Origin of the sequence: Acetobacter sp. (assembly GCF_052102375.1) — a bacterium.
In the GTDB taxonomy this organism is placed as follows: domain Bacteria; phylum Pseudomonadota; class Alphaproteobacteria; order Acetobacterales; family Acetobacteraceae; genus Acetobacter.
Map to the genome: position 1 here is coordinate 59225 of NZ_JBQDXI010000010.1, position 12994 is coordinate 72218.

Annotated in this window: 16 protein-coding genes; all 16 read left to right on the top strand. The window is 55.1% G+C overall.

What is annotated here, in order from left to right; genetic code table 11:
- Window positions 1-66: 66 nt before the first annotated feature.
- Complete coding sequence (locus ACTIDN_RS06395; RefSeq protein WP_441376401.1) at window positions 67-498, top strand: hypothetical protein; 432 nt, start codon at window positions 67-69, stop codon at window positions 496-498.
- Window positions 491-2020 carry a DnaB-like helicase C-terminal domain-containing protein gene (locus ACTIDN_RS06400; protein WP_441376402.1) on the top strand — a complete coding sequence of 510 codons (1530 nt, stop codon included), beginning with the start codon at window positions 491-493 and terminating at the stop codon, window positions 2018-2020. The genes ACTIDN_RS06395 and ACTIDN_RS06400 overlap by 8 nt, the downstream gene beginning before the upstream one ends.
- Window positions 2021-2064: 44 nt before the next feature.
- Window positions 2065-2307, top strand: a complete 243-nt coding sequence (locus tag ACTIDN_RS06405; RefSeq protein WP_415507187.1) for a hypothetical protein — start codon at window positions 2065-2067, stop codon at window positions 2305-2307.
- 1 nt (window position 2308) lies between these two features.
- On the top strand, window positions 2309-3241 hold the full coding sequence (locus tag ACTIDN_RS06410; protein WP_441376403.1) for a hypothetical protein: 933 nt from the start codon (window positions 2309-2311) through the stop codon (window positions 3239-3241).
- Window positions 3238-3723 carry a DUF6362 family protein gene (locus ACTIDN_RS06415; RefSeq protein WP_441376404.1) on the top strand — a complete coding sequence of 162 codons (486 nt, stop codon included), beginning with the start codon at window positions 3238-3240 and terminating at the stop codon, window positions 3721-3723. The genes ACTIDN_RS06410 and ACTIDN_RS06415 overlap by 4 nt, the downstream gene beginning before the upstream one ends.
- A 184-nt stretch (window positions 3724-3907) precedes the next feature.
- Window positions 3908-4114 (top strand): HNH endonuclease signature motif containing protein, encoded by a 207-nt coding sequence (locus ACTIDN_RS06420; protein WP_441376434.1) that lies wholly within the window; start codon window positions 3908-3910, stop codon window positions 4112-4114.
- 134 nt (window positions 4115-4248) lie between these two features.
- Window positions 4249-4593 carry a hypothetical protein gene (locus ACTIDN_RS06425; protein WP_441376405.1) on the top strand — a complete coding sequence of 115 codons (345 nt, stop codon included), beginning with the start codon at window positions 4249-4251 and terminating at the stop codon, window positions 4591-4593.
- Window positions 4594-6333: a terminase large subunit gene (locus tag ACTIDN_RS06430; protein WP_441376406.1), complete on the top strand. Its 1740-nt coding sequence runs from the start codon at window positions 4594-4596 to the stop codon at window positions 6331-6333. It begins immediately after the preceding gene.
- Complete coding sequence (locus tag ACTIDN_RS06435; protein WP_441376407.1) at window positions 6330-7658, top strand: phage portal protein; 1329 nt, start codon at window positions 6330-6332, stop codon at window positions 7656-7658. Before ACTIDN_RS06430 ends, ACTIDN_RS06435 begins: the two co-directional genes overlap by 4 nt.
- The gene (locus tag ACTIDN_RS06440) at window positions 7651-8493 is read left to right on the top strand and encodes an HK97 family phage prohead protease (RefSeq protein WP_441376408.1); all 843 of its coding nucleotides are present in this window, start codon (window positions 7651-7653) and stop codon (window positions 8491-8493) included. Before ACTIDN_RS06435 ends, ACTIDN_RS06440 begins: the two co-directional genes overlap by 8 nt.
- Window positions 8494-8543: 50 nt before the next feature.
- The gene (locus ACTIDN_RS06445; RefSeq protein WP_441376409.1) at window positions 8544-9755 is read left to right on the top strand and encodes a phage major capsid protein; all 1212 of its coding nucleotides are present in this window, start codon (window positions 8544-8546) and stop codon (window positions 9753-9755) included.
- A 2-nt stretch (window positions 9756-9757) separates the two neighbouring features.
- Window positions 9758-10405, top strand: coding sequence for a hypothetical protein (locus tag ACTIDN_RS06450; RefSeq protein WP_441376410.1), 648 nt, complete (start codon window positions 9758-9760; stop codon window positions 10403-10405).
- Complete coding sequence (locus ACTIDN_RS06455) at window positions 10402-10719, top strand: hypothetical protein (protein ID WP_441376411.1); 318 nt, start codon at window positions 10402-10404, stop codon at window positions 10717-10719. The genes ACTIDN_RS06450 and ACTIDN_RS06455 overlap by 4 nt, the downstream gene beginning before the upstream one ends.
- Window positions 10719-11162 carry a hypothetical protein gene (locus tag ACTIDN_RS06460; RefSeq protein WP_441376412.1) on the top strand — a complete coding sequence of 148 codons (444 nt, stop codon included), beginning with the start codon at window positions 10719-10721 and terminating at the stop codon, window positions 11160-11162. Before ACTIDN_RS06455 ends, ACTIDN_RS06460 begins: the two co-directional genes overlap by 1 nt.
- On the top strand, window positions 11159-11665 hold the full coding sequence (locus ACTIDN_RS06465) for a hypothetical protein (protein ID WP_441376413.1): 507 nt from the start codon (window positions 11159-11161) through the stop codon (window positions 11663-11665). Before ACTIDN_RS06460 ends, ACTIDN_RS06465 begins: the two co-directional genes overlap by 4 nt.
- Window positions 11666-11749: 84 nt before the next feature.
- Window positions 11750-12991, top strand: coding sequence for a phage tail tube protein (locus ACTIDN_RS06470; protein WP_441376414.1), 1242 nt, complete (start codon window positions 11750-11752; stop codon window positions 12989-12991).
- The last annotated feature ends 3 nt before the right edge of the window (window positions 12992-12994 follow it).

Genomic DNA, 12994 nt, shown 5'->3' on the forward strand with positions numbered 1-12994 from the left:
TCTGCTGTCAGGTTCGGGTGTTATCTGGGTTTACCCAGCGTCCTCTCTGCGTAAGGGAGAAATAGCATGTCCAAAAACCTTCTCGATTGTTATGGGTTTTGCGGCATCATGAATGCAGCCGTCCGGCAGCATGGGTCAGCCGTAAAGCTTGCCCGTGCCTTAGGTGTAGACGAACAGGCCTTGCGGGATACCCGCAGCCTCAAAAGTCTGGATGATGCGGTCGTAAGGGCGCTTGGCTTTATGCGGGTTCTACGGTATCCGTCTTTAACAGATGCAAAAACCGTAGCATCAAAAAAGCAAATTCAAGAAAAACTGACGAATTTTGTCCGTGAGTGCGGAAGCCAGAGGGCGGCAGCGGCACGAATGGGAATAGATGAAAAGCTCCTATCCAAAATTCAGAATGCAGACCGAGGTTTTGGCGCTGTTTTGTCATTTTTGGGATACGGCAAGCCGCTGAATTACTTCTATCCTTTGGCAAGGAACGAAAACCATGGCTGACGGTGGCATGTTTGGTGATGTTCTGCGTGAACCGCCGGTCAATGTTGCGGCTGAGCAGGCGCTGCTTGGTGCAATTCTTCTCAATAACAAGGCCTACACTTGTGTGGATGAAATTGTAGAGCCTGAACACTTCTCAGTGGCGATTTATGGCCGAATTTTTGAGGTCATCCGTGTCATCATAAACATGGGCCGGGAAGCTGACCCGATTACGATACGCGAACACATCGAGGGTGATATTCTGCTAGGCAAGCGCTCGGCTGGTGAGCACTTGCAGGTGCTCATGCGGTCAGTTGTTGGGCTGGTTAACGCCAAGTCTTACGCCATTGCTATCCGTGATGCATGGGTGCGGCGGTGCTTGTTCAAAACATGCTCAGAAACACTCGACCGGTGCTGCCGTCCCGGCACGGAAACGGCAGCAGACATTGTTGACAGCCTTGAAAATGGCTTGCTGGAACTAGCGCGTGGCACAGATGAAGCACAGCCAACCTCTGCCCTGACTGATGCAATGCAGGACGCTATAGATAATGCGCGTGAGGCCGCTTTGCGGGGCAACGGCTTGGCCGGTATTTCTTGGGGGTATCGTGCGCTGGACCGCATGACTGGCGGCATGATGCCGGGTGGCATGTATCTCATCGGCGCACGCCCGGCTATGGGCAAAACGGCTCTGGGTCTGGGTATTGCTATCCGCACAGCGGCGGCTGGCAGTAGCGTGCTTTTCTGGTCTGGTGAAATGACAGCGCCGCAGTTGGGCGCCCGTGCAGGTGCCGCATATGCCGGTCTGTCAACGCAGGCAGTCTTTACCGGGCGGCGTTATGACGTGCCGGAAGATGCTGAAACGGGTGACAGGCAAGTGCTGTCTGAGTGGCAGTGGCGGGATCTGCAAAGTGGTGTTTCCAATGCTGCCAGTTTATCGCTTGAGATAGACACGCAAAGCCGCATTACAGTCGCACGGTTGCGCAGCCGTGCGCGGCGCATGGCGCGTAGCAAAAAAGGCCTGCACGCTATTGTAGTCGATTATGTGGGACTGATGTCTGCCGGATCTGCTTATGAAGACCAGCGCTCATATGAGCGTATCACTAAAGTTTCTGGCCAGCTCAAGCAGTTGGGGATTGAGCTGGGCGTGCCGGTGGTTGTGCTTGCGCAGCTCAACCGGGAAACAGAGCGGCGTGAAGACAAGCGCCCTATGCTGTCAGATCTGCGTGACGCCGGTGCGCTGGAGCAGGATGCAGACATGGTGCTGCTGCTGCACCGTGAGCATTACTATCTCAAGAAGCAGTTAGATGCAGGCCTTACCCGCAAAGATAAAGAAAGCATGGAAGACTTTGCGAACAGAACCAGTGATTTGACGAACCGCACTAATATGGCGCTGGGCAAGGCAGAGGTTCTCATTCCAAAAAACCGGCAGGGTCCAGAAGGCACATGCCGCTTGCGGTTCACGAACGAAACAACATGGTTTCGGGATCTTGAAGAAGATGAACGCAGCCCAGCATGGGTTGTGGCTGAGCAGGATAGTCTTCAATGAAGAGGCCTCCGCGTCAAAGGTTCGGCAAACATGCGCGCTCAGTGATGGCAGACCGTCGCTGGGTGCTTTTGCCGTTAAGTGCCCGTGCAGCATGGCTACAGCTCACGGATATTGGTGATGTTATGCCGGAGCTGCGCCAGCCGCCTGCTGGTCGTGCCGTGCAGAAGGATGAGCTGTGCCGCCTTCTGGCTGCAAACCCTGATGAACTGCAAGCGGCGCTACAGCACCTGCTGGAACGTGACGTGATGGAAAAGATAGGCACCGGCTACCGGTTGAAGGTTTTTTAAAATGGCCCGCAAGAGCGTAGAGAAGCAAATTCTCGCAATGGCAACAGATATCCGGCTCCAAGCACTGGGGCACACGGCAATGGGCGTGTGGTTCCAGCTCATGGCCTTTATTTGCGAGATGGGTTTTGAAGGCTCCGTCACGTTTGGCGTGGGCCGTATTCCCGCGCTTTCTGATGTTGCGGCAATTGGGTTTCGCATGTCGGTTGATGAGTTGAAAACCCACATCAAAACCCAATGCGAAACCCAATTGCTCGCATGGGATGATGCATCAGAAACGCTCTCGTTTGGGCCGGAACAGCAACCCAGCCGCCGCACGCTGGCTAACCGCGCAAACGGCGCAAAGGGCGGTAGACCGCCAAAACTACGCATAACCGAGCGCACTGACCCCGCACAAAAACACTTGCCGCCTATGGCTATTCAGGGAGGGAAAACCATGGAAACCCAAAAAACCCACGCGCCTATAGCTAAGCTAGCTAATAAAACTAATACTAATTTAGCTTTAGCTAAGCAGGCAGAACCCAGCAAAGAAGCGATAGACGCTCTGTTCAACGTGCTAGGGCCAAAGGCTTTTGAGGCTGCTGGGTTTGATCCAGCACGGGACATGGGAAACTGGTCTGCCGTCCGGCAGTGGGTTGCGGATGGTTTAGCAAAGGGGCTGACGGCTGAGGAAATTGAGCGGTTAGTGCTCTCGGTGGTGGCTGATGTAGCTGACCGGCAGCGTGCCAGCGGCAAGCCAGCGTCTCACCTAGGCTATTTCAAAAAAGCAGTTCAGGCTGCTATCGCATCAGGTGCCATCCCTGCCCCGGTTCTCACGGTCGCTGATCAGATTGCAGAGCGTGAATGTGAGAATGCTATCAAGGATTGGGCGCGAAACGGCTGCAACGGCCCAGCTCCTAAAGTTTCTGACTTTGTGAAGAAAGCAGCCGCAGCATGAGTGTGAAGCGTAAGAGCACGCAAATAGACTTCGCGCAGAATGTGCCGCAGCAGGTCACGGAATGGCTAGAGGAAGCGGCATTCACTCTTGCAGCCCTCCCTGCCAATGGCCTTCGTCCTGCCGGAGCCCGCAGCGGCTGGCCAGACATCGTGCGGGATCTGGAAGATGTGGGGCGGCTAGACAGTGATATCATGCCGCCGCGCCCGGAGCCTGACGAAGTATCGCGGCTCGACCAGGTATTGAGTTGGGTGCAGGTTTTCGGTCCTTCAGAGCAGCACTACCGGCGTGTGATAAATATGCGTCTAATAGTGCATCCGATCAGCGGAATGCATCGGTGGAACTGGCGGAAAATAGCCAAAGTTATGGGCACAGATCACAAGCGGGCACACGACTGGCACAGGTGCGCAGTTGAGGTGATTGCAAAAAAAATTGCACACCCTGCATTTTTCTCTTCCCAAACACCCCAAAATACAGTTTTTTAAGGACCATGATGCGGGGTCGTGCAGCCAAACGGTTACACGGCCTTTTTTATTGCCCGGAGCACAGCAAATGGCACCACGCCTTAAATGCGTGCCAGCGGGCCTCACTGCAATAGACACACGGATAGCGCGGCCTGCTCCTAAACGAGCAGACCCGTTTTATCAGACACCTGCATGGCGGAAATTAATGAGCGTACTCATTGAAAGCCGGGGTGCTGTCTGCCAGCAGTGCGGCCGGACTGGTACTCGCCTGTTCGGTGATCACGTCCAAGAACTCAAAGACGGTGGCGCAACATTGGACCCGGCCAACGTCAAGCTAGTCTGCGGTTCGTGTCACACGAAAAAAACAATCAAAGCCCGAGCGGCCCGGACTGCTCAGCGGCACACCCGCTGAGGGTGTGGGGGCGGGTCAAAAGTCTAAGACCTTCGGGCACCCCAACCGCTCCAGGTCCACCCGCAGATTTTTCAAGAAGGTTTGAAAACAATCAAGTTTTTCAAGTTAGTCTGGTTTCGGATTGAGTGAATGTTATGGCAAATGGTCACGGCGGATCTAGGAATAATTCTGGTCGCAAAAAAAAGCAGGTAGATCCAGAATATGACGGCCCAGACATTCAGGATTTTGCCAACCTAACCCCGTTCGATCTTTGGCTTGCAATTCTGAGAGACCGCAAAGCCCCAATATCTTGGCGGCTTATGGTTAGCGACAAGCTGGCCCCTCTCATGCACGCGCGAATTGCGCCCAAACAACTGGACGCGGGGCAAGGGGAGTTGCCCTTAACGGTAGACGAAAGTGGCAAGCCTGTGCCGCAAGCGCCGTCTCCTTTTGATGGTTTACCTCCCGGAGCTTTGCCTCCTAGATCACGGATTAACTAAATGCTCACAATGTCCCGGCCAGACTGGCGAGAGCGCATCCGCTCGGGCAAGTCGCTCCTGCCGGACATCGAGCCAGTAAATCCAGAACACGCAGCAAAAGCGGTTGCCTTCTTTAATGCGCTCCGCCTGCCTGACGTAGCGGGCACTCCGCTGCTTGCAGATGCTGCTGGTGAATGGTTCCGGGAAATCGTGGCCATGCTGCACGGGGCTCTGGACCCCATGACCGGCATTCGCTTGATCCGCGAACTATTCCTGCTCGTGCCGAAGAAGAACTCAAAAACCACTTACGGCGCGGCGCTCATGCTCACGTCTGTTCTGCTCAACACGCGGCCTAACGCTGAGTTCCTGATTGTAGCACCTACCAAGCAGATTGCGGATCTCTCGTTCAAGCAGGCATCTGGTATGGTGCTCCTCGATAGAGAATTGCGTAAGCGTTTCAAGCTGCAAGAGCATATCAAGTGCCTGACTTACACGCCTACGGGTGCCACACTCACAATTAAAGCGTTTGATACAAACGTAGTGACCGGCGTGAAGCCTGCGGGTGTTCTAGTCGATGAAGAGCATATCATCGCGCTAAATTCTGCGGCTGATAGCGTGATGATCCAGCTTCGCGGCGGCATGATCAGTCAGGAAGAGGGTTTTCTGGCAATCATCACAACGCAGAGCGATGCGCCCCCGCGCGGTGTGTTCAAGGCTGACCTAAAGCAGGCTCGCGCCATCCGTGACGGTAAATCGTTTTATCTGTCTGACGAAGATGGTGAGACGCAAGTTCCTGTTGCTAATGACGTTCTGCCGGTTCTGTATGAGTTCCCGGAAGACATCCAGCGGCCCAAGACTGTGCTCGGTGAAGCGCCGCCCTGGGAAAATCCAGCTATCTGGAAAATGGTGCTCCCTAATCTTGGCAGGCCCATCACTGTCGAGCGGCTAAAGGCTGAGTTCGATAAAGCTAAAGGCAAGGGGGATCATGAGGTCGCTAAATGGGCCTCCCAGCATCTTAATATAGAAATCGGCATGGCGCTCCGGGACGATAGCTGGGCAGGCGCAGACTTCTGGGCTGAGCAAGCAGACCCCGGCATGACGCTGGATGAAATTATTGAGCGCTCAGAAGTGATCGTCGGCGGCGTAGACGGCGGCGGGATGGATGACCTCCTGTCTCTCAGCTTTTTGGGGCGTGAAGCAGAAACCGGCTTTTGGCTCCACTGGCAAAAAAGCTGGGTGACGGAAAAAGGCATAGCCCGGCGCAAGCGTGAGGCATCGCTCATGGAAGATTTTGTGCGGGCCGGTGATCTTGTAATCGTTTCAAACATCGGGCCAGACCTGGTCGAACTGGCAGACACCGTGGCTTATGTTGACAAGTCAGGAAAGCTCAGCGGCGTGGGCTTGGATACGCAGGGGGTTGCTGACCTTGTGGCTGAGCTGGAGGAGCGCGGCCTTAAGCAGGGCGAGCGGGTGCATGGCGTGTCCCAAGGTTGGAAGTTGACCGGCGCTATCAAAACAACAGAGCGCAAGTTAGCCGGAAACACCCTGTTCCACTGCGCCCAGCCGCTTATGGCGTGGGCTGTCGGCAACGCTAAGCCGGAAGCCCGTGGCAATGCCATCGTTATCGAAAAACAGGCGGCAGGCTGGTCAAAGATAGATCCACTCATGTCACTGCTGGACGCCGTGCAGCTCATGTCCCTTAACCCACAACCCAAGAAAAACCGCAAAAGTTTCATGCGGAGAGGATTGCTCACAACATGACCGTAAAAAGCAGGGTTCGCGGCTGGCTGTATAAAGCGGCTAACGCCCTTACCCTGACCGCTACCGGCGTGTCTCTGACAGACCTGCGCCTGGGCGCGTTCATTGCGGGTGGGCCAACGCATAGCGGCCAGTTAGTGTCTGTTGATACCGCTATGCAGCTAGACACGGTGTGGGCCTGCACCCGGCTGATCTCTGATACAATCGGGGCAATGCCGCTCAAGCTCTATCAGCGCGGCGCTGACGGAAAATCTGTCGAGGCTCGCCAGCACCCCCTCTATCGCCTGCTCTACTCCGCTCCTAATGCAGATATGACCGCCATGGAGTTCTGGTCTGGTATGGTCGGCTGCCTGATGTGCTGGGGCAACGCATTTGCTCAGGTTATCCGCCGGGCAGATGGCACGGTTATTGCGCTCAATCCATTGCGGCCAGACCGTATGACCGTCACACGCAACAGTGCAACGGGTGTTCTTACTTACACCTACATTTATCAGGGCCAGACATTGACCCTGACAGAAGATCAGATTTTCCACGTCAAAGGGTATTGTCTGGACGGTATGATGGGCATTTCCCCCATCACTGCCGGTCGCCAGCAACTCGGGTCTGCAATGGCGGCAGAGGAAACAGCGGGCCGCATGTTCAAAAATGGCCTGCTCAGCCAGACCTACATCAAAAGCCCTGACTGGCTTTCAGAAGAAGAGGTGCCACGCGCTCAAGAAATTCTGTCAAACTATTCCGGGGCGCTCAACGCGGGTAAAACCCCGCTGCTTGAGGGTGGGTGGTCAGTCGAGAGCATCGGTTTCAATCCAGAAGATATGCAGCTCCTGCAAACCCGTGGTTTTAATGTTGAGACAATTTGCCGCTGGTTCGGTGTGGCTCCCGTCATGATCGGCAGGATGGAAAAATCAACGGCATGGGGCTCCGGGCTGGAGCAAATGAACCTCTGGTTTCTCACTTACACCCTCATGCCCTGGTTGGTACGGATAGAGCAGGCCATTGCCAGGCGCTTGCTAACTGCTGCCGAAAAAGACGGGTATTTTGCCAAACATAATGTCGATGCCCTGTTACGGGCCGATAGTCAGGCACGTGCCCAGCTAGAGGCAACGCAGGTCAGCAACGGCATTAAAACCCGAAACGAGGTGCGGGAAAAAGAAGGCCTACCGCCTCTGCCGGGCGGCGACCTGCTGACCGTACAGGCCCAAATGATACCGCTTACAGATGTGGGTATTGCTGCCGTGCAGCCCAGCCTCAAGCCTGTAGCGCAACCAAGTTCTCAACCTGCTGCACCATCGAGTGCAGGCGCTGTAGGAGATCCTGACAATGAATGACCGCCTGCAAATTTTCTCAGCCCCGTTCCAGTTCAAACTTGCAGCAGGCACGGCTGGAGAAACCGGACAGGTAGAGGGCTACGGCTCTATTTTCGGCAACACAGACTCACATAATGACATCATCTTGCCCGGTGCGTTCCAGCAGTCACTGGCCGATCGCAAAGCGCAGGGCCGCACGCTGCCAATGCATGTTATGCACGGGTTTTATGGCGGTGATGGCCTGCCGGTCGGGGTCTGGAATAATGTGCAGGAAGACAGCAAAGGCCTGCACATGCAAGGCAAGATCTCTGGTATTAATACTGATGCCGGGCGGCTGCTCTATGAGCGTGTGAAAGATGGTGCCCTGGGCGGCCTTTCTATCGGCTACAGCGTGCCGGAAGGCGGCTCTGAAAAAGTTGCAAGCCCGAATGGCCCCATGCGGCATATCAAGCGGGTTAATCTGCATGAGGTCAGTCTTGTGGATGACCCCAGCAATCCGCTCAGCCGCGTGTCAGAACTCAAGCGTATGGGCCGCGAAGGCAAAAGTACGCACAGCATTACCGCTGCCCAGACCGCGCTGGCCGAAGCCCTGAAAATCTTTCAGGCATCCCTGCAAGGGAACGATGCCCCAACGGCAGAAGAGCGGAAAACCCTGCTCTCCCACATGCAGGATGCTTACGAAGCCCTGACAGGCAGCCGGCTGCCTGACGGCATGAAGTCAGCTCTAGAGCAGCCCCGGTTTTCCATGCCGCCAGAGCTGCACCGGGTCGTTGCTGAGATGAAAAGTCTCAGCGGCCAGCCTCCGCCACTGTCGGGGTTATTGCCGCCTAGTCTGGCAAATTTCTCTCTCGCCTAACCTGCACCACACAGCCGCCTCTGAGGCGGCTTTTTTTATGGAATACTCCCATGTCTACAGAAGCCGAATACAAAGCCGCCGTTAAACAGCTTTCCGATGCAACGGATCAGGTAAAGAAATTTTCCGAGACCATTCAGGCAGAAGTCAAAAATATTGGCGAAGCAACAGCAGAAACTAAGGCCTCTGCGGATAAAGCCCTGGCGGAAATGAACGCTCTTTCCGCTCGTGTCACGGAAATGGAGCAGAAAGCCGCCCGCTCCGGCCAGCCTGCGCATGGCACAGGCCCGCAGAGCCTTGGTGCTCAGGTCCTCGCACGCGATGAGGTCAAATCTTTCATTCAGCATGGCTCGTCCGCGCGTGTTAGTATCAAGGTGGAATCAAAAACCATTATTTCCGCAAACGGTGGAACGGGAACGTCTGGTTCTACCGGCCTTGTGTCGGCAGATCGCCAGCCCGGTATCATTCAGCTAACACCCAATCAGGCCCTGACAATCCGTGATCTGCTGATGCCTGGTACAACCTCTTCAGGCGTTATTGATTATCCGCTGGAAACGGTTTTCACCAATAAAGCGGCAGAAACGGCAGAGGGTGCGCAGGCCAATGAGTCTGATATTAAATTTGACCTCAAAAAAATGCCTGTTGCTGAAATCCGGCATTTTGTCCGTGCTGGCAAAAGCATTTTGGCAGATGCCCCCGGCCTTCAGTCCTATATCAACGGTCGCCTGCTTTATGGCCTGCGTCTGCGGGAAGACCAGCAGTTTCTCAACGGTGACGGCACAGGGTCAAACATTCTGGGGCTGATGAACCAGTCTACTGCCTATGCCGCGCCTGCGGGCGTAAACGTAGCATCTGCTACCCCCATCGACACACTGCGCATTGCCATGTTGCAGGCGGTTCTGGCTGGTTATCCGGCAACCGGCCACATTCTCAGCCCTGTAGACTGGGCAAATGTGGAACTGACGAAAGACGGCCAGAGCCGCTATATTTTTGCCAACCCGTCTGGCATCAGCGGTAAAGTCCTTTGGGGCTTGCCGGTAGCAGAAAGCCTGTCAATGGCTCCCGGCAGCTTCATGACTGGTGCATTCAAATATGCAGCTCAGGTTTTTGACCGTGAAGACGCCACCATCACGATCTCCACGGAAGACGCCAACAACGCGACCAGTGGCCTTGTCAGCATTATTGCGGAAGAGCGTGTGGCGCTTGTCGTCTACCGCCCGCAGGCGCTCATCAAGGGTACTTTTGCTGCGGCGTCCCACAAATAAGCATGGCAACGCTCACTTACCAGGTGAGCGCACCAGCCCCGCCGGTGCCGCTTGCCAGTCTGGAAAATTTCAAGTCTGATCTGAAAATTACAGACGATACGCAGGACACAGACTTGGCACGGCACTTGCTCGGTGCGTCGGATGCTGTCCTGTCCTACATCCGCCGCCCAATCATCTTTGCAACGTGGCGGGATGTCATTGAGCTGCATCCCGAAAATGCGCGTATTGCACTAACCCTTGGCCGTTATCCGCTCGTCAGCATCACAGCATTATCAGTCAACGGCACTCTTCTGTCGGCTGATGATGTTGCCGCACTGTGCAAAGACACTGCATCTGGCCAAATTTATCCGGCTGACGGGGCACCGTCCTGCCTCTGGCAGCCGGGGCGTTATGTCGTAACGTACACAGCGGGGTACATCCCGCCGGTTGGGGGCGATCCGGGCACAATACCCCCTGCAATCCAGCGGGCAGTTCTCATTACGGCGTCTGCAAGTTGGCTCGGCGCAACCCGTGACCCAAACTTGCGGCAGGAATCAGAGCAAGGCATTGGTTCAACGTCATTTGCAGCCGCATCTAGCGGCGCTGGAGGTCTTCCACAGCAGGCGGCGGATCTTTTGATTAGTTATCGTAAGTCCGGTGGTATCCGGTGAGTTACCGCACAGACCGCCGCCGCCGCCAGATCCGCACAAAAGGCCGCCAGATGGTTCTGGAGCATAGCGGCATCAGGGTGCCTCTCTTGGCTTACGCCCCGCCACCCACTGCGGCAGACATTCAGTCCGGGGTGGCGCAAGCCTCGTTTGTGGCTGAAATTCTGGCAGATGAAGTGCAGGCCGCAGGCATCACGCCAGCCGCCCGCATGGAAATAACGGATGGCAGCAAGTTCTACACGTTGACAGATGCAATCCCGATCTATGATCGGCAGACCATTTGCGGTTGGCGGCTCATTGCGGCAGGGGGGCAGTAATGACCTCAGAAACTGCTTGGAATGATGCATTTGCCCGCGCGCAGAGCGTTTGCCAAGGCGCAGGCCTCCAGTTGATTGACCCGCTGATCGCGTCAGTAGATGGCAGGCCGGACTGCTATTGGGTGCTCGACATCGCCAGTGCCACAGCCGACCGGCTGGGTATGGGGGAAGCAGAGCAGGAAGAAACCGGGCAGATCATGCTGCACCTGATGGTGCGCAGGGCCTCCGGCATAAACACACCCACCGCGCTGTCTCATCTCAAAAGCATGAGCAACGCATTCCGTGCAGGAAAAACCGGACTGACCCCGCAAGACTGGCCTTCCGGTCTGTTCTATCGGGGCCAATCCACAAACCCGCCAAATCTTGATGATGCAGGCAACTGGTACGTGTTCACGCTTATGGTGGACTACACCTATCAGGATGCCATGGAGCAAACCCCATGATGAAATTCTATCCTCTTGTTGAAACTGCCGCAGGCTCTGGCAAGTTTGTGCTGTCGAGTGGTGCGCCGGTACAGGCCCCCAATACCAGCGCAGCCCTTGCTCTCATTGCCCCAACAGTCGGCGCAGGCTTGCGTTTTGGTGCGTGGCTGAACCGGGAAGTGGCGGGAATGCCAGAGTTCAGCCCCGCGCCCGCAGCGGAAGTCGGTAAAAGCTACTCTGTTCTGATTGAAATGGGTGGTGTAGACCAGCCTTTCACGCTGAGCCAGTCCGTGCAGGTTTCCATGCCGTTTGATGCGTCCCTGCTGTGTCTTGCTATGCAACAGGGTGCCAATATCCGTTATGGCCTCATGACCCTTGGCCAGCAGCCTGTGTCCGCAAAGCCGGATGCGCCTACCACAGTGCCCAGTGCTTCCTCATCTTCAGTAGCTACCGCAACCCTCAATAGCAGCTCTGTATCATCCGGTGGCAGCGCCACGGTCACTTCTGGTGGCGTTGCGGGCTAAGCCAGCCCAACTTTCACAGCCCTGCCAGCAGGGTTTTCACTAATTCAGCCGCCGTAAAAGGCGGCTTTTTTTATGGGGTAAACCATGGCGTTTACAGGTGCCACATCCGGCCTTGCTGCTGGCGCACAAACTAATGATACCGTTCTGGACTACGCGCAGGAGGTCAATTATGGCGTGCCGCCATCTGGTAATTATCAGCTCATGCGCATTACAGGGGAAACCCTGACAAGCTCCCAGACAACCGCCCGTCCGGATGAAATCAATTCGGTCAAGGAAGTGACACAATCTGTTGTCACTCAGGTACAGGCCTCTGGGTCTATTTCCGGGGCGCTGTCCAGCCAGACGTTTGATGATATGCTATCAGCGGTTATGGGGAATGATACTGGGAATATTCTAAAAAAATATCTACCAGCAGACAAAGTATTTATTCTTGCATCTAAAGACTCTGGGAATTCCGGTCAGGACTCGCTCTGGTGCGGAGATTCGAAAAATGGCGGAGTAAACGGTTTTTTCTCAGAATACAATGCTGGTAACACGATTGCGATAACTGATGGAAATTCTGGGAAAGTCTACTCGTCCGTTATAACCCAGATATCAACGACCGGAGCTACTGCACTATTTTCTCCCGGATCATTGGGGCTGGATAAGTCGGTTACGTTGTCGGGAAAATCCACAGTATCTGTTGCTGGAATTGTAAATGGCAACATTGATAAAACCTACACATTCCGCAAAAAGCTGCTGAGCGGCTGGCTGATGTATTCGGGCTCGCTTGTCACGCAGGTTCAGATCCAGCTTCAGCAAGGGCAGTTTGGAACCGTCAGTGTTGATGTTACATCCAAGAGCGAAACCCGCTCACCGTCTGATGTATCATCTGGAAGTCTGGCCGCTCCAACCGGGAAAGTTCATAATACTGTCAAGAATTTTCTTGGGGTCACGATTTTTGGCAAGGCTCCGGCTGGATGTGTCACGAACTGTTCCATTACACTTGCTCGGGACGGTTCCGGGAACGATTACGGGAACGGTCATGCCGATGCCTGCGGTGCTCGCTCCGGCTCGTTCACAGCCAGCGGCTCCATCGAATTCTATTTCCGCACATGGGATGAGTACGATGCCATGCTGGCCGGAACGCAAGGGCCTATTGTTATCAAGTCTGTCGATGATGATGGGAACGGCTATGCCTTTACGTTCCTGAATGCGGCTTTGCGGAACGGCAAGGTCAACACAAGCCAGAAAAACCAGACTGTGAAGGCTACCTTCGATATTGAGGGCAACCCTCTGCCCGGTGATACCACGTTCGCAATTTCGCGCATTACGCCCACAGCCTGATTT